General features: G+C 69.0%; 23 protein-coding genes. 9 read left to right on the top strand and 14 right to left on the bottom strand.

Annotated features, from left to right (window positions below):
• Positions 1–10: 10 nt before the first annotated feature.
• Genes ASD47_RS06970 through ASD47_RS06955 form a run of 4 tightly spaced genes read right to left on the bottom strand, consistent with a single transcriptional unit; the run spans position 11 to position 3,878 of the window.
• The gene (locus ASD47_RS06970; protein ID WP_156402143.1) at positions 11–634 is read right to left on the bottom strand and encodes a hypothetical protein; all 624 of its coding nucleotides are present in this window, start codon (positions 632–634) and stop codon (positions 11–13) included.
• Complete coding sequence (locus ASD47_RS06965) at positions 634–1,050, bottom strand: RusA family crossover junction endodeoxyribonuclease (RefSeq protein WP_200945233.1); 417 nt, start codon at positions 1,048–1,050, stop codon at positions 634–636. Before ASD47_RS06965 ends, ASD47_RS06970 begins: the two co-directional genes overlap by 1 nt.
• Positions 1,051–1,092: 42 nt before the next feature.
• Positions 1,093–1,722 (bottom strand): class GN sortase, encoded by a 630-nt coding sequence (locus ASD47_RS06960; protein ID WP_200945232.1) that lies wholly within the window; start codon positions 1,720–1,722, stop codon positions 1,093–1,095.
• Positions 1,719–3,878 (bottom strand): marine proteobacterial sortase target protein, encoded by a 2,160-nt coding sequence (locus ASD47_RS06955; RefSeq protein WP_056753505.1) that lies wholly within the window; start codon positions 3,876–3,878, stop codon positions 1,719–1,721. The genes ASD47_RS06960 and ASD47_RS06955 overlap by 4 nt, the downstream gene beginning before the upstream one ends.
• A 183-nt stretch (positions 3,879–4,061) precedes the next feature.
• Here ASD47_RS06955 and ASD47_RS06950 point away from each other — a divergent pair, with 183 nt between their 5' ends.
• Both ASD47_RS06950 and ASD47_RS06945 read left to right on the top strand, forming a co-directional pair.
• Positions 4,062–4,826, top strand: coding sequence for a helix-turn-helix transcriptional regulator (locus tag ASD47_RS06950; RefSeq protein ID WP_082564502.1), 765 nt, complete (start codon positions 4,062–4,064; stop codon positions 4,824–4,826).
• A gap of 61 nt (positions 4,827–4,887) precedes the next feature.
• Positions 4,888–5,217, top strand: a complete 330-nt coding sequence (locus ASD47_RS06945; RefSeq protein WP_056753503.1) for a hypothetical protein — start codon at positions 4,888–4,890, stop codon at positions 5,215–5,217.
• Positions 5,218–5,227: 10 nt separating this feature from the next.
• Here the strand turns inward: ASD47_RS06945 and ASD47_RS06940 are convergent, their stop codons facing one another.
• A complete protein-coding gene (locus ASD47_RS06940; protein ID WP_056753502.1) occupies positions 5,228–5,572 on the bottom strand; it encodes a PRC-barrel domain-containing protein in 345 nt (114 codons plus the stop codon).
• A 182-nt stretch (positions 5,573–5,754) separates the two neighbouring features.
• On the opposite strand from ASD47_RS06940, the gene ASD47_RS06935 reads away from it, so the two are divergent.
• The 3 genes from ASD47_RS06935 (at position 5,755) to mutT (ending at position 9,878) form a co-directional block, all read left to right on the top strand.
• On the top strand, positions 5,755–7,050 hold the full coding sequence (locus tag ASD47_RS06935; protein WP_056753501.1) for an MFS transporter: 1,296 nt from the start codon (positions 5,755–5,757) through the stop codon (positions 7,048–7,050).
• 4 nt (positions 7,051–7,054) lie between these two features.
• Complete coding sequence (locus tag ASD47_RS06930; RefSeq protein ID WP_056753498.1) at positions 7,055–8,695, top strand: glycoside hydrolase family 43 protein; 1,641 nt, start codon at positions 7,055–7,057, stop codon at positions 8,693–8,695.
• 778 nt (positions 8,696–9,473) lie between these two features.
• Positions 9,474–9,878: an 8-oxo-dGTP diphosphatase MutT gene (mutT, locus tag ASD47_RS06925; protein ID WP_056753492.1), complete on the top strand. Its 405-nt coding sequence runs from the start codon at positions 9,474–9,476 to the stop codon at positions 9,876–9,878.
• Between the two features lie 7 nt (positions 9,879–9,885).
• Here mutT and ASD47_RS06920 read toward each other — a convergent pair whose 3' ends face one another.
• Positions 9,886–10,800, bottom strand: a complete 915-nt coding sequence (locus ASD47_RS06920) for a methyltransferase domain-containing protein (protein WP_056753490.1) — start codon at positions 10,798–10,800, stop codon at positions 9,886–9,888.
• On the opposite strand from ASD47_RS06920, the gene ASD47_RS06915 reads away from it, so the two are divergent.
• From ASD47_RS06915 to ASD47_RS06900, 4 genes are read left to right on the top strand one after another with little or no spacing between them, the layout of a single operon-like run.
• Positions 10,799–11,590: a ComF family protein gene (locus tag ASD47_RS06915; protein WP_056753488.1), complete on the top strand. Its 792-nt coding sequence runs from the start codon at positions 10,799–10,801 to the stop codon at positions 11,588–11,590. The two genes, ASD47_RS06920 and ASD47_RS06915, sit on opposite strands and share 2 nt — an antisense overlap.
• A gap of 31 nt (positions 11,591–11,621) precedes the next feature.
• A complete protein-coding gene (gene grxC / locus ASD47_RS06910) occupies positions 11,622–11,876 on the top strand; it encodes a glutaredoxin 3 (protein ID WP_056753479.1) in 255 nt (84 codons plus the stop codon).
• On the top strand, positions 11,873–12,724 hold the full coding sequence (locus ASD47_RS06905) for a carbon-nitrogen hydrolase family protein (protein WP_056753478.1): 852 nt from the start codon (positions 11,873–11,875) through the stop codon (positions 12,722–12,724). Before grxC ends, ASD47_RS06905 begins: the two co-directional genes overlap by 4 nt.
• 15 nt (positions 12,725–12,739) lie before the next feature.
• A complete protein-coding gene (locus ASD47_RS06900) occupies positions 12,740–13,174 on the top strand; it encodes a DUF1178 family protein (protein WP_056753477.1) in 435 nt (144 codons plus the stop codon).
• Positions 13,175–13,251: 77 nt separating this feature from the next.
• Here the strand turns inward: ASD47_RS06900 and ASD47_RS06895 are convergent, their stop codons facing one another.
• The 8 genes from ASD47_RS06895 to ASD47_RS06860 form a co-directional block, all read right to left on the bottom strand.
• A complete protein-coding gene (locus tag ASD47_RS06895; RefSeq protein ID WP_035072319.1) occupies positions 13,252–13,566 on the bottom strand; it encodes a glycine zipper 2TM domain-containing protein in 315 nt (104 codons plus the stop codon).
• 137 nt (positions 13,567–13,703) lie between these two features.
• A complete protein-coding gene (locus tag ASD47_RS06890; protein WP_056753476.1) occupies positions 13,704–14,741 on the bottom strand; it encodes a glycine zipper 2TM domain-containing protein in 1,038 nt (345 codons plus the stop codon).
• Between the two features lie 111 nt (positions 14,742–14,852).
• On the bottom strand, positions 14,853–15,242 hold the full coding sequence (locus ASD47_RS06885) for a type II toxin-antitoxin system VapC family toxin (protein WP_056753475.1): 390 nt from the start codon (positions 15,240–15,242) through the stop codon (positions 14,853–14,855).
• Positions 15,242–15,511, bottom strand: a complete 270-nt coding sequence (locus tag ASD47_RS06880; protein WP_230983814.1) for a type II toxin-antitoxin system VapB family antitoxin — start codon at positions 15,509–15,511, stop codon at positions 15,242–15,244. Before ASD47_RS06880 ends, ASD47_RS06885 begins: the two co-directional genes overlap by 1 nt.
• Before the next feature lie 39 nt (positions 15,512–15,550).
• A complete protein-coding gene (locus ASD47_RS06875; RefSeq protein ID WP_056753471.1) occupies positions 15,551–15,937 on the bottom strand; it encodes a hypothetical protein in 387 nt (128 codons plus the stop codon).
• A gap of 5 nt (positions 15,938–15,942) precedes the next feature.
• Positions 15,943–16,695: a bifunctional 2-polyprenyl-6-hydroxyphenol methylase/3-demethylubiquinol 3-O-methyltransferase UbiG gene (gene ubiG, locus ASD47_RS06870; RefSeq protein ID WP_056753469.1), complete on the bottom strand. Its 753-nt coding sequence runs from the start codon at positions 16,693–16,695 to the stop codon at positions 15,943–15,945.
• Positions 16,692–17,084 carry a type II toxin-antitoxin system VapC family toxin gene (locus ASD47_RS06865; protein WP_056753467.1) on the bottom strand — a complete coding sequence of 131 codons (393 nt, stop codon included), beginning with the start codon at positions 17,082–17,084 and terminating at the stop codon, positions 16,692–16,694. The genes ubiG and ASD47_RS06865 overlap by 4 nt, the downstream gene beginning before the upstream one ends.
• A complete protein-coding gene (locus tag ASD47_RS06860) occupies positions 17,074–17,619 on the bottom strand; it encodes an AbrB/MazE/SpoVT family DNA-binding domain-containing protein (protein WP_230983813.1) in 546 nt (181 codons plus the stop codon). The genes ASD47_RS06865 and ASD47_RS06860 overlap by 11 nt, the downstream gene beginning before the upstream one ends.
• Between the last annotated feature and the right edge of the window lie 51 nt (positions 17,620–17,670).

Genomic DNA, 17,670 nt, shown 5'->3' with positions numbered 1-17,670 from the left:
CGCGTTGACTTCAGGCGACCAGTCGTTCGCCCAGGTCCACCAGCCGCCTTACATCCGCGGGGGCCGGGGTGAGATCCAACTGTCCATGAGCGACCGCGTTTCGCGTGCTGCTCAGCCTGAACAGCAGGGCGCTTTCCGTCTGGGGCAAATGCCCCGTCGAAATAAGCAGATCGATCAGAGATCCCGTGGAAAGGCTCCGCGCCGCCAGGGTTGGCTCCAGACGCCGCCCAATGGCTTCCAGGCTTGCCCAGGCCATCATGAGCGCCGAGCGGGGGGCGTCGTCGGACAGCCGGCGGGCTTCCCCCAGAGCCGTGCGGATATCGTGAGGCGTGATGGTCTCGAGCGGCGCGCCATCGGCGGTGGCGTAGACGACCTCAAGCCGCCAGTCTGCTTGGCCGGAAAACAGACTTTGCAGCTGTTTCAGCTTGGTTTCGGTTGAGCCGCCTCCGCGCTGCATCACCTCAATGACCAACAGAGGTTTCGCGCCGACGGCGATCGCATCGGGCTGAAAACCACGCAAGAAGCCCGGAAGTTGATCCGCAGAAGGTCGGCGGATCACCTGATAGCCTCGTTTTGTCCAACGAGATTCCAGATTATCGAGCGCCGCTTGCTCGTTCAGCATGGCGGAAACCATCAGGCCAGCTCCTCATGCAGGTCGTTGGTGACCCGAATATAGATGATGGGTTCGTCCGCCTCCAAGGCTGACACCAGGGTATCGGTCGGGCTTTGGAAAGCAAACACCCGGCCGGGTTCGAACTTCTGAACGACGACCCGCTCCACGATCTCGTCATCGCTATAGACGCATCTTACCATGGCATCGAGTATCGGCTTTACCCTGTTGTCGACATCGCCCTGCATGACCGCGCCGGGAAAGATGAAGATGGTGACGGCGAGCGGCTCTGTGAGAAGCCAGGAGCCTTCAGGCAAGGCCTTGCGCGCCGCTTCCCGGATGGCGTCCTTCCAGGCGGCTTTCGAAGCTCCGGAGCCCTGAAGGCTGATCGCCGTCACTCGAACAGCGAATTCGAACGGCAGTTCCGGTCCCAGAGACAAGTTGCGTTCGTCCGGCTGTTTTCAGTCAATTCATAATTGCATTCACGATTGGGAATCAAGTTTGGAGACGCCTTCCATCGGCCGCGCCCAGACCAGGTAGCGCAGGGGGCCGTGGACCTTGGCGTCCAGCGGCCAGCAGGTGGCCAGGGCCAGGGCGCGGCCGGGCGCGTGGGGATCGAGGCCAGACGCGTCCCAGCGCACGACCTGGGCGCCGGCCACCGAGAAGCGGGCTTGGCGGCCGTCGATCCGCTGCACCGCGATCTCGTCTCCGGGGCCCAACTGGCCGAGCAAGGCGAAATGGGTGTCGCGATGGGCGGCGTAGACCGCCACGCCCCGGTCGCCGGCGTCGGGGGTGCCCGCCACGTGGCCGGGACCGAAGGCCAGGGCCTGGCCGCTGGCGCCGTCCAGCACGATCACGCTGCGGTGCAGGCGGGGGAAGGTGATCCGGGCCACCGGCCAGGTGTCGGCCCAGGGCCAGGGCTTCACGGGCTGGCCCGTGGCGACGGACCGGGCGAAGGCCCGCTCCAGCAGCACCTGGGCCAGGGCGGCCTTGGCCGGGATCCACAGGCCCTGGCCGCAGAGCGCCAGCCCCACGGCCATGACCACGGCCGCCGGGACCAGGAACGGGAGCCGCCGTCGGGCGGCTCCCAGCAGGGCGGCGATCCGGCTCACGCCGCGTTCCTCCGGCCGGACAGGACCCAGCCGCCGGCCCCGAGCAGGCCGCCCAGCGCCAGCAGGCCCAGGCCCACCATGACCAGCAGCGGGCCGTCCGTGGCGGTCTGCGGCAGGTCCAGGCCAGCGACCTGCTGGTCGGCGTCCGCGTCGGCCTGGCCGTCCGCGCCGGGGTGGCGGGCCCCGCCGAACAGGACGTCGAAGTCCCAGCCGGCCGGCAGGTTCAGCGGCAGGTCGGCGCGGGTCAGCGGCGCGTCGGCCGGGCGGGAAGGGGTCTTGTCGACGGCCACCAGGCTGGTCTGGCTGGTCACCAGCTGGTGATCCAGGCCCAGCTTCAGCACCCGGGCGTCGGCGTCTTCCTCGCTGATCTGGGCCAGGCTGCGGGCCACCTCGGCGTCGGTGACCTTGCGGCGGGCCCACAGCTTGGAGATCCCCTTGCCCGCCTCGGCGTCCTTCAGCGGGATCCGGGTCTCCCAGGGCTTGCCGTCGATCATGCCGCTGATCCGCAGGACGCCCTTCATGGCGCCGACCCGGGCGGCCACGGTGATCGGCTCGCCGCGATAGAGGTCGGGCAGGACGGCCGGGGCCAGGTCGGCCTCGGCGCCTTCGAACGTCACGGCCAGGTTGGTCGCCACGGGGCTTTCCAGCTTGTCGAACAGCTGTCGCATGGCGCCCTCGACACCGTCGGTCGAGCCGATGTGGGTGAAGGTCCCCCGGCCCAGTTCGGCGGCGCGGCTCATCAAATAGGTGTTGGGGGCCGAGCCGATGCCGACCATGAACACCCGCGAGCGGCCGCGATTGGCGCTGATCGTGTCGAACAGGCCCTGCTCGTCGCCGATCGCGCCATCGGTCAGGAACACCACCTGGCGGACCCGGCCGGTCTCGCCGGCGTGGTCGTCCTTGAGGGCGGCGGCCATAGCCGGGAGCATCTCGGTGCCGCCGTCGGCGTCGAGGCTGGCGACATAGTCCTGGGCCTTGGCCAGGTGGGCGGCGTCGGCCGAGACGGCGCTGGGGAACAGCACGGTGACGGTGTCGTCGAAGCGCACGACGTTGAAGCGGTCGCCCGGCTTCAGGTGGGCCAGGCCGTAGGCCAGGCTGGCCTTGGCCTGCTGCATGGACTCCCCGCCCATCGAGCCGGAATTGTCGATCACGAAGACGATGTCGCGGGGCGCCGGCGTCGTCGCGCGGGCGGCGATCGGCGGGGTCAGCTGGGCCAGGACGTAGTCGTCGCCAGCCACCTTCTCGTGGAACAGGCCCACGGCCGGGGCGGTCAGGGGGGCGGCGCGCCAGGTCAGGACGAAGTCGCGGTCGGCGGGGACCTGGCCGCTGGCCAGGGTGATCCGCTTGCCGCCACGCTCGTCGCGCACGTCCAGGGCGTGGGTGGCGCTGGACACGCCGGCCAGGGGGAAGCCGGCTCGCAGGTGGACGGTGATGGTCACCGGATTGATCTTGCCGTGGACCCGCGGATCGACGACCGGCGCCGCGGCGTCGGGGGCGGCCGGCGCGCCGGGCGAGGTGTAGCGGGGCGCCACGACCAGGGGGACGCGCAGCGAATAGTCGCCGGCCGAGACCGCGACGGGCGCCTGGTATTCGATCTGCACCAGCACCGTCTCGCCAGGCGCGACATTGGCGACCGAGTTGGTGAACATGTTGGGCCGGCCCTGCTCGACCAGGGCGGCCTTCTTGCCCTGGGCCTTGGCCGCGTCATAGATCGCCTGGGCCTCGGCCTTCTTTTTGATCTCGCCGACGATGACCTTGTTGCCGACCACCATCTTCAGGGTGTCGACGCCGCCGTCGTCGGGCAGGGGATAGACATAGACCGCCTCGACCCAGTGGCCGGTGTCGTTGCGAAAGGCCTGGGTGACGCGGGTGCGCACGGTCAGGCCGCTGACGGTCATGTCGATGTCGGTTCCCAGCCGCACGGCCTCGACCACCTGGTCGCCGCCTTTTGCGCGCATCATCAGGGCGCCGGAGGTCACGTCGCCCGGCTCGGCGGCGAAACTCTCGCGGCAGAACACCAGGGCGGCCAGCACGGCCAGCACCAGCATCAATCCGGCCGCGCCGCGATGCAGGGCGAGGTTGGCCAGGGCGATGACGCGGGGCCCGAAGCGGTTCTGGGACGGACCACGGGACGCGCCGACGTCGGAAGCGGGCATGGGAAGATCTCCTCATCTCGAAAGCGAGAGATCTCTCTTGTCTTCACATGGGGCGCCGGCCGCGAGCCTCATGATCTGCATAGTTCGTGCGGAAGCCGTGCAGATCCTCCGGTCGAAGCCTTGCAGGGTCCGGCGCTGTGCCGCAGTGTGCGGAAATGTGCGGATTCGTCAGGACCTGACGCGATGACCCTGGCTCCGGCGGAAGCCGACCTCTCGACCGAACTGAGCCAGGCCATCGCCGCGCGGGTGCGCGAGGAGCTGGCCCGCCGGCGCCTGTCGCGCCAGGCCCTGGCCGACCTGGCCAAGATCAGCATCTCCACCCTGGAAAAGGCGCTGGCCGGCCGGCGGCCGTTCACCCTGGCCACCACGATCCGGCTAGAGGAGGCGCTGGGCGCCTCCCTGCGCGCGCCGGTCCGCGCCGCCGCCGCGCCGTCCCCGACGGGCCTGGCGCCCGAAGCCCTGGGCGCCTATTCGCGCACCGCCGTCGCCTGGCTGGAGGGCCAGTATGTCACCCTGCGACCCTCGTTCGAGGATCCCAAGGCGGTCTATGCCTACCGCACAGAGATCGCCTGGGACGAGGCCTCGTCCAGCCTGGCGTTCCGCGAGGCGGCGCGCGAGGACGCCGACTTCACCCAGAAGGGCGCGGTGTCGCTGTCCAACCAGTCGGGCCACACCTACCTGATCACCAACGAGCAGGGGCAGTTCCGGCTGGTGGTCCTGGGCCGGCCGGCGATCGGCGGCGAGATGTACGGCCTGCTGACCACCCTGCAGGCCGGCCAGGGCAGCCATCTGACTCCGGCGGCGGCTCCGATCGCCTTCGTGCCGCTGCGCCGCGTCGACGACCCGCGCTTCGGCCGCATCGCGCCGGGGACCAGCCACTACGACCTCTATCGCGCCACCCTGGCCCGGGTGACCGACAAGGGCTTCGCGCGGTTCTTCGCGGGCTGAGGCCGCGTCGGAAAATGCTCTAACGGTGGCCTGGACGCGCGCGGCGGGGTAACACCGGCCCATGGCACGAACCAAGTTAAGCCCTGAATTCGAGATCGAGGTCGGTGGAGAGCCCTATGTCTGGCGGCTTCATCGACTGCCCGGATGGTCCAGCGACGCCCCGGTGCGGCACGGCATGGCGATCGCCGTGCGGCACCAGGAAGGCCAGCGCGAAGCCGTGGTGGAGTTCCCGCCGGGCCCGCAGCCGCGGTTCGGCGCGCCGCAACTGAAGGCTTCGCAGGTCCCCGTGAAGCTGGTGGCCAAGGCCATCGAGTCCGCCATCGCCGCGGGCTGGGAGCCGATGTCGCGCGGCAAGACGGTCGCCATCGTCGTGGACGCGACCGGCGCCTGAGGCGGCGGCCTTAGGCCCCGCCCTCGAAGAACCGCTCCACCTGGCCGCCCCAGCCGTAGGTGGCGCTGTTGAGCTGGTCGCGGTCGTAGGCCGGGACCTCCTTGAAGCGGTCCTTGGTCAGGTCGGCCACATAGGCCTCGTCCTTGTCGTCCCAGGTCAGCAGGCGCCAGGGCAGGGGGCGGAACTTGCCGCCGGCGGCGAACAGGCCGGCCGGCTCGACGGCGACGTAGCGGACGATGCCGGCGTCGCGGTCGACGAACAGTTCGCGGATCACGCCCAGCTTGTGGCCGCCGGCGTCCTTGATCTTCAGCCCGACCAGGGCGGCGCTCTTCACTAGGCGATCATCGAGGCTCATGGGGGTCTTCCTTGGTTGGTCCGCAAGCAAACGCGGCCACGACGCGGATTGATCCCGGATTAGACCTTGGTCGGTCTTGCCAGGCTGCTCGCCTTGCGGCGGGGGGAAGGCCGATCTATGCCCGTTACCGCTACCGTCGCGGTGAGGCCGCCGCTACAGCAGGCGGAGCCGGGGAGATACGCATGAACGGCAAGATCCGGGCCCTGCGCTGGTGGATGATCGGCCTGGTGATGCTGGGCGCCGTGCTCAACTACCTGACCCGCAGCACCCTGGGCGTCGCGGCCCCGACCGTGCTGGCCGACCTGCACATCGGCCCCAAGGAATATTCCTGGATCACCGGCGCCTTCCAGCTGGGGGTCATGCTGCAACCGCTGTGCGGCTATGTGCTGGACTCCATCGGCCTGAAGCTGGGTTTCGCCCTGTTCGCCACCGCCTGGTCGCTGATCACCATGGCCCACGGCCTGGCCGGAAACTGGCAGGCGCTGCTGGGCCTGCGCGGGGCCCTCGGCGTGGCCGAGGGTTGCGCGCAACCGGCCGGCATGAAGGCGGTGGCGACCTGGTTTCCCGCCCGGGAGCGCGGCCTGGCCGGGGGAGCCTTCAACATCGGCGCCTCGATGGGCTCGGTGCTGGCGCCGCCGCTGGTGGCCTGGTCGATCCTGGTCTGGAACTGGCGGGCGGCATTCCTGGTGGCCGGGGCGCTGGGCCTGGCCTGGGTGGCGCTGTGGCTGCTGGCCTACCAGTCGCCGGACAAGCACAAGGCGCTGTCCGACGCCGAGCGCGACCTGATCGCCGCGGGCCAGGAGGCCCACCTGGAGGACGCCGGAACCCGGCCCTCGCTGCTGAGCCTGCTGGCCCGCCGCAACTTCTGGGGCATCGCCCTGCCCAGGTTCCTGGCCGACCCCACCTGGGGCACGCTGTCGTTCTGGATCCCGCTGTACCTGACCACGGTCCGGCATTTCGACCTCAAGCAGATCGCCCTGTTCGCCTGGCTGCCGTTCGTGGCCGCCGACGTCGGCTGCCTGTTCGGTCCGGCCGTGGTGCTGTTCCTGCAGAAGCGCGGGGTCAGCCTGGTCAACGCCCGGCGCGGGGCCTTCACCCTGGGGGCGGTGCTGATGACCGGCATGATGTTCGTCGGCCGGGTCGAGAGCCCCTATGCGGCCATCGCCCTGCTGTGCCTGGGCGGCTTCGCCCACCAGACCCTGTCGGTGACGGTGATCACCCTGTCGTCGGACCTGTTCCGCAAGAACCAGGTGGCGACCGTGGCCGGCATGGCCGGGTTCTTCGCCAATTTGGGAGTGCTGGTCTTCTCGCTGCTGATCGGCGGCCTGGTGGCCAGCGTCGGCTATGATCCGTTCTTCGTCGCCCTGGGGGTGCTGGACCTGGCCGGCGCCGTCCTGCTCTGGACCCTGGTCCGCGATCCCGCCATCACCTCTCCTGGGCCGCCGAACACCAGGCCCGTCACCGTTCCGGCCCCGTAGAACCATGCCGCAAGACACGATCTCGAACCCGATCCTGCGGGGCTTCAATCCCGACCCGTCCATCGTCCGCGTCGGCGAGGACTACTATGTCGCCACCTCCACCTTCGAGTGGTTCCCCGGCGTGCAGATCCATCATTCGCGCGACCTGGTGAACTGGCGGCTGCTGACCCGGCCCCTGACCCGGCCCAGCCAGCTGAACATGCTGGGGGCGCCCGATGGCTGCGGGCTGTGGGCGCCGTGCCTGACCCATGCCGACGGCCGGTTCTGGCTGATCTACACCGACGTCAAGCGCTATGGCCGCACCACGGTGGGCGGGGCGTCGGGCGCGTCCCTGCGCGACTTCCACAACTACCTGGTCACCGCCGACGCCATCGAGGGCCCATGGTCGGATCCGGTCTATCTCAACAGCAGTGGCTTCGACCCCTCGCTGTTCCATGACGACGACGGCCGCAAGTGGTTGCTGAACCAGCTGTGGGACCACCGGCCGGGCCGCAACCGCTTCGCCGGCATCGTGGCCCAGCAGTACGATCCCGCCGTCCAGGCGCTGGTCGGCGAGCGCAGGAACATCTTCCCCGGCACGGTGCTGGGCCTGACCGAGGCCCCGCACCTCTACAAGCGGAACGGCTGGTACCATCTGGTCACCGCCGAGGGCGGCACGGGGTTCGGCCACGCGGTGACCATGGCCCGTTCGCGGACGCTGGAAGGCCCCTACGAGCTTCACCCCGACGGTCCGGTGCTGACCGCCCGCGACCGGCCGCACGCGGCGCTGCAGCGGGCCGGCCACGCCGACCTGGTCGAGACCCCCGATGGAACGACCTGGATGGCCTATCTGTGCGGCCGTCCGCTGCCCAACCGCGGCCGCTGCGTGCTGGGCCGAGAAACGGCGATCCAGCCGATGGTCTGGGGCGAGGACGACTGGCTGCGCACCCGCGACGGCTCCGGCGATCCGGAACTGGCCCCGCCGTCGCCAGGGCTGCCGCCCGCGCCGTGGCCCGCCGCGCCCGAATGGGAGGACTTCGACGGCCCCGCCCTGCCGGTCGACTTCCAGTGGCTGCGCTCGCCGTTTCCGGACGAGCTGTTCAGCCTGACGGCCCGCCACGGCTGGCTGCGCCTGTACGGCCGCGAGACGATCGGCAGCCAATACCGCCAGGCCCTGGTCGCCCGCCGCCAGCAGGCGTTCTGCTACGGCGCCCGGACGGTGCTGGACTTCGCGCCCGAGCACTTCCAGCAGGCGGCGGGGCTGGTCTGCTACTACGGGGCCAGCAAGTTCCACTACCTGTTCGTGTCGCGCGACGAGGCGCACGGCCGCTGCCTGCAGGTGATGTCGGCCCTGCCCGACAGCCCCCAGGCCGACGCCTTCACCGCCCCGATCCCGCTGCCGGACGCGGGCCTGGTCCACCTGCGGGTCGAGGTCGACTTCGAGCGCCTGCGCTTCGCCTACAGCCTGGACGGAGAGCGGTGGACCTGGCTGCCCCAGGTGTTCGACGCTTCGATCCTGTCGGACGAAGCCACCGCCCCGGGGGCGCCCAACTTCACCGGCGCCTTCGTCGGCATGGCCTGCCAGGACCTGTCGGGCGCGGCCCGGCCGGCCGACTTCGACGGGTTCGGCTATGTGGAGCGGGAGTATCAGGCGGAGGTGGGGTGAGGGGGGTGTCCCCTTAGCCCGTCCCGAACCCGCTCTAGGCTTCCGCAATTCGGGGTGCTACAAACGCAATCGGCGCAGCCTTTCGACTGCGCCGACGCCTTTTTATGGCGGTTCCATAGGAGCCTGCCTTTCTTAGGCAAGATACGATTTCCGCCTCCGCTCGCGAGGCAAAAAGGCGGTTATCGGCAACGTCCCTACCGGTTGGGCTCGCGCCCGCCGGTAGGTGACTCCCTCTTCTCACATCGTAGCAGCCAAGCCAAGACGAATTCTTTCGTCGATATGCATTTATGTGCGCACATGGCTTGCATCAGGCGGCCTCTGGAAGTCCAGCTGACCGATTGGTCAATGTGGCGGTGTACGCGGCAATCTCTGTTACATGAGATATACGTTTCAGGTGCATCGCTAAGGCTATGCTTTTCTACGTACACAAAAATTGACGACCAAATCTGAGAGCGAGTTTTAAAGCGCGCGGATACGTGTGTTGCTAATCACGCGATATAAACGACGAACGTCATTGCTAAATATACGAACGAAAAATACCCATTGAAAAACGACTATCAAAAATACGATGTCAAAACGGTGGGCTGAGCGGGATGCGCACGAAAATCGTCGATGTAAGAATGTCGAACTCGGTGTGGTGCCTACCGCAGCGATACCGGTATTGCGCGTACCTGATCTAAAAGGCCTTGTCGGACATAGTAGTGCGCAGCTTGGGATGGGGGCTGAAAGGGCGAAATGCCAGTTGCCAACCGTCGCCGGCTGTTCGACTAACGCGCCCATGACCAAGCCCACCGTCCTCGTCGCCGCCGCCGCCCTGATCGATGTCGACGGCCGGGTGCTGATCTGCCAGCGGCCGAAGGGCAAGCAGTTGGCCGGGCTGTGGGAGTTTCCCGGCGGAAAGGTCGAGCCCGGCGAGACGCCTGAACAGTGCCTGATCCGCGAACTGCACGAGGAGCTGGACATCAGGGTCGCCCAGGCCTGCCTGGCGCCGTTCGTCTTCGCCTCGCACAGCTACGAGTCGTTCCACCTGCTCATGCCGCTGTACCTGCTGCGGCGCTGGGACGGGCTGGTGACCGCCAAGGAGCACGAGGCGCTGAAGTGGGTGAAGCCGGACCAACTGGCGGACTATCCGATGCCGCCGGCCGACCTGCCGCTGATCGCCTGGCTGCGCGACCTGCTGTGAGGCGGCCCTAACTCCCCGCCTTGTCGCCCGCCGACTGCTCCACCGAGCCCAGCGCGTCGGCCAGCCGCATCTTGGCCGAGCCGGGGCGCAGGGGCTTCTGCTGGCGCTCGTGCGGGGCCCAGCCCGTCACCGTGATGATCTCGAACGTGGCCGGCACCCGGCCGTCGGGCTCGGCGAAGCGCTGCTGGTAGATCTCCATCGCCCGCAACAGCACCGCGCGGCCCAGCGGCTTGCGCGAGCGGTCGACCAGCACGCTGGTCTCGCCCATGGCCCGCAGGTCCTTGAGCAGGGCGATCGGGTGGGCGTAGCGCACCTTGACCCGGTCCTTGTCGGCCACCGGCAGGGCGAAGCCGGCCCGCTGCAGCAGGCCGGCGGCGTCCACCGTGTCGGCGAACGGCGAGACGCGCGGGAAGGCGCCGCCGGTGATTTCGTCCTCGGCCGCCAGCAGGGCCTGGCGCAGTTCGGTCAGGGTGGCCCCGCCGAACAGGGCGCCGACGAACAGGCCGTCGGGCTTCAGCGCCCGACGGATCTGGATCAGCGCCCCGACCAGGTCGTTGGTCCAGTGCAGGGCCAGGGTCGAGACCAGCAGGTCGATCGTCGCGTCGCCGAACGGCAGGCGCTCCTCGTCGGCGACGATCCGCGTCCCCGCCCGGTTCGCCAGCATCCGCGCCGACAGGTCGGTCTCGATCAGCAGGCCGACCTTGGCGCGCGCGTCGCTGTCGGCCAGGGCCCGCGAGAAAGCGCCGTTTCGGCTTCCCAGGTCGACGGCCACCGGAAACTCCCGCAGGATCGCCTCCAGGCGCAGCACGGCGTCCTCAGCGGCGCGGGCCTTCAGGAAACCGGCGGCGTCGAAGCCGGGGGCGGCGCGGTCGAGGCGGGCGCGCAGCAGGGCGCGGTCGAAGAGCAGGGGGGCGTTCGTCATGTCCGCGCAAGATGGGGCTTCCCGCGCGCCATGGAAAGCTCTGGGAAGGCCGCCGGCCCGCGTCACGGCGTTCGCGCAGGGGATGCTGGACCTGATCCTGCCGCCGCGCGCCTTCGACGGCGGGGCGGCCCTGACCTCGGGCCTGTCCGCCGACGCCTGGAGCCGCATCACCTTCCTGGACGGCCCGGTCTGCGACGGCTGCGGCGCGCCGTTCGCCTACGACGTCGGCGAGCTCCGCTGCGCCCTGTGCCAGGCCAAGCCCCGCGCCTTCGCCCGGGCGCGCGCCGCCTGCCTCTATGACGAGCACTCGCGCGACCTGATCCTCAAGCTCAAGCACGCCGACCGCACCGACCTGTCGGGCCTGTTCGCCCGCTGGCTGTCGCGCTGCGCCGCCGACCTGCTGGAGGAAGCCGACGCGGTGGTCCCCGTGCCGATGCACCGCTCGCGGCTGCGCAAGCGCCGCTACAACCAGGCCGCCGAGATCGCCCGGCCACTGGGCGCCCTGGCGGGCCGGACCTACCTGCCCGACACCCTGGTCCGAAAGCGCGACACCGACAGCCAGGGCGGCAAGTCGGCCGACGGCCGCCGCCGCAACGTCGCCGCCGCCTTCGCCGTGCCCGAACCGCGCCGCCATCGGGTGATCGGTCGCAAGGTGTTGCTGATCGACGACGTCCTGACCACGGGCGCCACCGCCGAGGGCTGCGCCCGGGCCCTGCTGGCGGCCGGCGCGACCCAGGTGATGCTTGCCGTCGTCGCGCGCGTTACAGAAATGCAAGCCCGTCCTATATGAGGACGAGCACGATCTCTGTTACGGATTCCCCATGGCCAAGGTCACCATCTACACCCGCCCGTTCTGCGGCTACTGCGCCCGGGCCCTGAAGCTGCTCAACGACAAGGGCGCCGACTTCACGGAAATCGAGGCCGGCATGGACCCGGCGCTGCGCAAGGAGATGATGGACCGCTCGGGCCGCGCCACCTTCCCGCAGATCTTCGTCGGCGACCAGCATATCGGCGGCTGCGACGACATGATGGCCCTGGAGCGCGAGGGCAAGCTGGACCCGCTGCTGGCCGCATGACGACGCCCCAAGCGCCCCTGCGCGTCGGCCTGGTCCAGACCCGCACGCCGGCCACCCACGCCGCGGCGCTGGAGCATGTCGCCCCGCTGGTTCGTGAGGCGGCGGCGCAGGGCGCCCGGTTCATCCTGACGCCCGAAGGCGTCAACGTCCTGCAGAAGGACCGCGCCAAGCTCTTGCCGACCCTGGTGTCGCTGGACGACGACCCAGTGGTTCAGGGCCTGCGGGACCTGGCGCGCGAACTCGACGTCTGGATCGACGTCGGTTCGGCCCTGGTCAAGCGCGAGGACGGCAAGGCCGCCAATCGCCAGGCGGTGATCGATCCAAGCGGCGCGATCGTGGCGACCTACGACAAGCTGCACATGTTCGACGTCGATCTCCCCCCACGAGACGGCAAGAAGGGCGAGACGGCGCGGGAATCGGCGACCTATGAGCCGGGCGACCGCGCGGCCGTGGTCGAGACCCCGCTGGCGACCTTCGGCCTGACCATCTGCTACGACATGCGCTTTCCGGCCCTGCACCGCGCCCTGGCCCTGGGCGGAGCCCAGATCCTGACCGTCCCCGCCGCCTTCACCCGGCCCACCGGCGAGGCGCACTGGGACATCCTGCTGCGCGCCCGGGCCATCGAGACCGGTTCGTTCGTGATCGCCGCCGCCCAGGGCGGCTTCCACGAGGACGGCCGTGGCACCTGGGGCCGGTCGATCGCCATCGGCCCGTGGGGCGAGGTGATCGGAAAACTTGACCACGACGCGCCGGGCGTGTTGATCGCCGATCTCGACCTCGCGGCCGTCGACAAGGCGCGCGCGGCGATCCCGGCCCTGAAGAACGCCCGTGCCTTCACGGGTCCCTGACCCTATCTAAGCATCATGATCAAGTACGCGCTCAGCTGCGATCACGACCACGCCTTCGAAGGCTGGTTCGGCTCGTCGTCCGATTATGACGACCAGGCCGCGCGGGGGCTGCTGGAATGCCCGCTTTGCGCCTCCAAGGCGGTGCGCAAGCAGATCATGGCCCCCGCCGTGGCCGGGACCAAGGCCCAGAAGGCCGCCCCCGAACCCAGCGCCCAGATGCGCGAGATGATGATGACCGCCATGGGCGAGGTCCGCCGCCAGGTCGAGGAGAACTTCGACTATGTCGGCGATCGCTTCGCCAAGGAGGCGCGCGACATTCACGACGGCAAGTCCGAGGACCGCGGCATCTATGGCGAGGCCTCGCCCAAGGAGGTCAAGGCGCTGATCGAGGACGGCGTCAGGGTCGCGCCGTTGCCGCCCGCCGCGCCGAAGAAGACCGAGGTCAACTAGCCTCGCCTCTCGGGCGCGGGTCGCGAAAAAGGGGACGGTTTCCCGTCCCCTTCATCCGATCGGCCTGGAGCGGCCGCCTAGTAGCGGCGGTACTCGTAGTGGCAGTTCTTCTTCTTGGAGTTCTTCTTGGCGATCTGGTTGCCGGCGACCGCGCCCAGCGCGCCGCCGAGCAGGGCGCCTTCGGTCTTGTTGCCGTGGCCCGCGACCACCGCGCCGAGCGTGCCGCCGCCGACGGCGCCGATGACGGTCCCCTTGTTGCGGGCGCTCTTGGTGCTCTTGCACACCCAGACCTTGTGGGTGCGCGTCTGGGCTTCGGCGGCGGTGACGGCCACCGTGGAGGCCGTGAAGCCAAGCGCGACGACGACGGCGAGAGTTTTCAGATGGGCGCGCATGGCGACCTCCCTGGTTTGTTGGCGATCCTTGAACGCTAAGAACGCTCAAGCTTCAAATGAGTTCGATGATTGTCGGGATTCCGACCTGAACGGGGGATGAAGCGACGCCGACCGCGCCGTTCATCCCCCTTCCTTCGCTAGCCCTGGATGCGATAGCGGCCCGAGCCGTCCGGGCAGACGCGGACATAGCGGGTTTCGACGCGACCGTTGTAGTCGGTTTCGGCCGGCGCCAGGCGGCAACGCCTGGAATAGTTGCTGTAGTCGTCGCGGGAACTGGCGCGATAGCGGCTGCTTTCGCGATAGGCGACGGTGTCGTCGCGAGTCCAGTACTGGCCGTTGGCGTCGCAGCGGCTCTTGGCCGAGGCGTTGCCGATGCTGGCCCCGACCCCCGCCCCGACCAGGGCGCCCAGCACCGTGCCTTCCGGCTTGGCGTTGCGGGCGGCCAGGTTCGAGCCGGCCACGGCCCCGACCAGGGCCCCGATCACGCCGCCGGCCGTGGCGTTCTTCTTGGCGTCCACCCGGCACGGCGCGTTGTACGAGACGTCGTCGCCGTAGCGGCCGGCATAGGGCGCGCCGTAGCGGTTGGCGTAGTCGGGATAGCGGCGGTCATAGGCGCCGGAGCCGTAGCGGCGGTCGTAGTCGGATCGCGACCGCTCGTACTCGGCCCGGTCGCGATCGTACTGGGCCCGCTGGCTCAGATAGTCGCTGCTGTCGGCGCCGTAGACCTGGCCGCTGGTGCTGAAGCGGCGGGCCTGGTCGGGATAGCGGCGGTCATAGGCGCCGTAGCCGTTGCGGCGGTCGTAGTCGCGGCGGGTGTCCTCGTAGATCTGGCGATCGTGGTCGAAGGCCGTCTGCTCGCCGTAATAGTCCGAGCTGCCGGCGTAGCGGGTGTCGTCGAAGCGCGTGGCGTACTGCGGGTAGCGCCGGTCGTAAGCGCCGACCCCGTAGCGACGGTCATAGTCGGCCTTGTCGCTCAGGTACTTGGCCCGGTCGCGGTCGTAGTCGCGCTGCTGCTGCTGGTAGTCGGCGCTCTGGGCGTCATAGACGGCGCGCTGGTCGCCGTAGCTTTCGAGACGCTGCTGGTAGGCCGCGTCGGCCGACTGGGCCAAGGCTGGCGCGGCCGTGCTCAGGGCGAGGGCCGAGGCCATCAGCCACACGGGGGTTCTCGATGTCATGATCGCTGTCTCCGTTCCGACGAACGGATCGACGTCCGGCCCCCGAACGGGCCGCCAATCCTTGGTAGGTGTCCCTTGCCAATAGAAGGCGTGGCGGCGGTACAGGTTCCGTCAGGCGGCGGGCAGGGCGCTGACGATGTCGGTGCGGACGAAGTCCTGGCCCTTGTAGAGCAGGGCGCCGTCGCCGCGGGTCCTCGCCAGGGCGTAGGCGAAGCAATCGCCCATGTTCAGGATTCCTCGCCCGAAGCGGAGGCGGGCTGCGATCGCGATCCGCGTCTGCTCGGCGTCGATGGGCGCGATTTCGACGCCCAGTTCGGCCATCAGGCGTTCGGCGTCCGGGCGCCCTGTCTCGTCTCGAAGGTGGGCGGTCCGAACGCAGGTCTCCCAGCAGTTGACCGGAGAGATTACGCCGCCGCCGGCCTTGAGAATGGCGTCGAGGAAGCGGTCCCATTCGGGTTCACGCAACAGGATGGTCACCAGCGCCGAGGCGTCGATCACCATCACTTCGGGAAGCCCTCCTCGTCATAGAGATCGGCGTCGGTGAGCACCGCGCCGGTGCGGGGCCGAGCCCAGATCTCTTGCAGGAGGTCCATGGCCTTGGCCTGGCGGGCTCCGAGGTCGTCGGCTTTCAGCGCCCGTTCCCGCTCAAGCGTTTCCCGCACCGCCGCCTCGACGGTCTCGGTCAGGCCCGCGCCGCGCAGTCGGGCCAGTTCGCGGATGTTCTCCACGACCTCGGCGTTGCGGATCTGGATGGGTCCGGGCTTTGTCATGATGCGGTAGATCGTATCATGATAACGACCCCTCGTCATTCAGTCGGACATCCACTCGACGTCGAAGCGCCGGCCATTCCATACGGCGACCGCATCGGACGATTCCTGGTAGCCGAATGACAGGTCGCCTTTCCGAAGCGTGATCCAGTCGCGTGAACATCGCCCGGTCTCGCGTCCGTAGTAGCCTTTGCCACAAGCGGTTTGGAAACGGCCCGCCCGCGTCGTGTCGACAAAAGCGCTCCTTGGCCGGTCCTTGCCATAATCCCAGATCGTGACTGGATGACCGGGGTCGGCGCCGCGCGTCACGCGCAGGACATACTGTCCGCGGTGGGCGACGATCCGCGCCTCGTCGGACCGACCGTCGTGATCGAAATCTCCGGCCAGAGGCGCGAAGGCCGTCGCCGCGGCCATCATCAGAGCGATCATCCAGCTCAGTCCTTCGTCACCGTCATCATGTAGTTGATGTCGACGTCGGCCGAGCGGCTCCAGCGGCCGGTCAGCGGGTTGTAGGCCACGCCGAACGGGCCGTGCATGGCCACCGGCTCGCCGGCCAGGAAGGCGCGCAGCTCGTCGGGCTTGAGGAACTGCTTCCAGTCGTGGGTGCCGGGCGGCACCCAGCGCAGCACGTACTCGGCCCCGATCTTGGCCAGGGCCAGGGCCTTCAGCGTGCGGTTCAGGGTGGCGACGATCATCAGGCCGCCGGGCGCCAGGAGCTTGGAGCAGGTGCGCAGGAATTCGCCCGGATCGGCGACGTGCTCGATCACCTCCATGGTCAGCACCACGTCGAACGGCCCCGCGCCCTCGGCCAGCAGCTGTTCGGCGGTGGCCGGGCGGTAGCCGATCTCAAGCCCCTGTTCGGCGGCGTGGGCGGCGGCGGTCTTGATGTTGTTCTCCGAGGCGTCGACCGCCGTGACCGTGAAGCCCAGCCGCGCCATCGGCTCGCTCAGCAGGCCGCCGCCGCAGCCGATGTCCAGCAGCTTCAGTCCCTCGAACGGGGCGCGGGCGTTGCCGTCACGGTCGAACCGCGCCAGGGCCTGCTCCCGGATGAAGCCCAGCCGGCAGGGATTGAACACGTGCAGCGGCGCGAACTTGCCGCGCGGGTCCCACCATTCGGCCGCGATGGCCGAGAACCGCGCCACGTCGGCGGGGTCGATGCTCCAGGAGGGGGGGGCGGTCTGAGTCATGGTTCGCGTATCAGCACGACTTCGACCGGAAGGTCCAGATCGCGCCAAGCGCGATCGGCGGTCATCACCGGCAGTCTCTCGCGCATGGCCAGGGCCAGGCAGGCGCGGTCGCCGAGAGACAGCCCCTTGTGGCGGGTGGCTTCGCGCAACAAGCCGGCCTTCATCGCCAGGTCGCGATCGAGATCAACGACCTTGGATAGAAGCCGCCCCATCCGCCTTTCGATGTCGTACAGGGGAATCTCTTCATCGATCATGCTCGACACGATCTCAGCCAGATTCACGGCGCAAATCCGGCTGTTGGGTAGAGCCGCCGCGACCCGGTCGTGGCCGGACTCTCCGTAAATCAGCGCCAGAATGGCCGAGGCGTCCATGACAAACTCAGTCGTCATGGGGCCTCCAAGCCCGACGGTCCCGGGATTCGCGCTCTTCCATCTCTACGTCTCGCCGGCGTTCGGCGAGCAGTTTGTCGACCATCGAAACGCCCGGGCGCACGTCGGGCCGCGCCCACTCCTGAAGCTGCCGGATCGCTTCATGGGTGCTGATCAGGGTGAAGCTGTCTTCTCCCAGGTCGGCGATGATCGCACCATTGGGACCTACGCCGAGCGCCGCCAGCACCTCCGGCGGCAAGGTCACAGTCCCGTTCTTCACCTCCAGCCGGTAGGTCTTGGGCCGGTCGTGGACGAACGCTCCGGCGTCCCCTTCGGCCAAGCCTTCGGGTTCGGGTTGCGCCGCCGTCTTCGTCTTTCCCGGCTCCTCCAGCACGTTGCGCACATGCTGGTAGCGCTTGCCGAGGATGCGGGCGATCTCGGCGCGGGGATAGCCGGCGGCCGCCAGGGCGCGGATCTTACCGGCGACGGTGGTCTCGCCTTCGATGAGGCGGGCGACCTGCGGTGAAAGGGGCGCGCTCATTGTGGCGACCTTCATGGACAGGTAGTCAGTTAGATAGGTTGCCTGCGCGACGTCAATGGCCGCCCG

It is taken from the genome of Caulobacter sp. Root1472 (genome assembly GCF_001426985.1).
Taxonomy (GTDB): Bacteria; Pseudomonadota; Alphaproteobacteria; order Caulobacterales; family Caulobacteraceae; genus Caulobacter; species Caulobacter rhizosphaerae.
The sequence above is the reverse complement of the archived record's forward strand: the minus strand, read 5'-3'. Positions and strand labels throughout refer to the sequence as shown.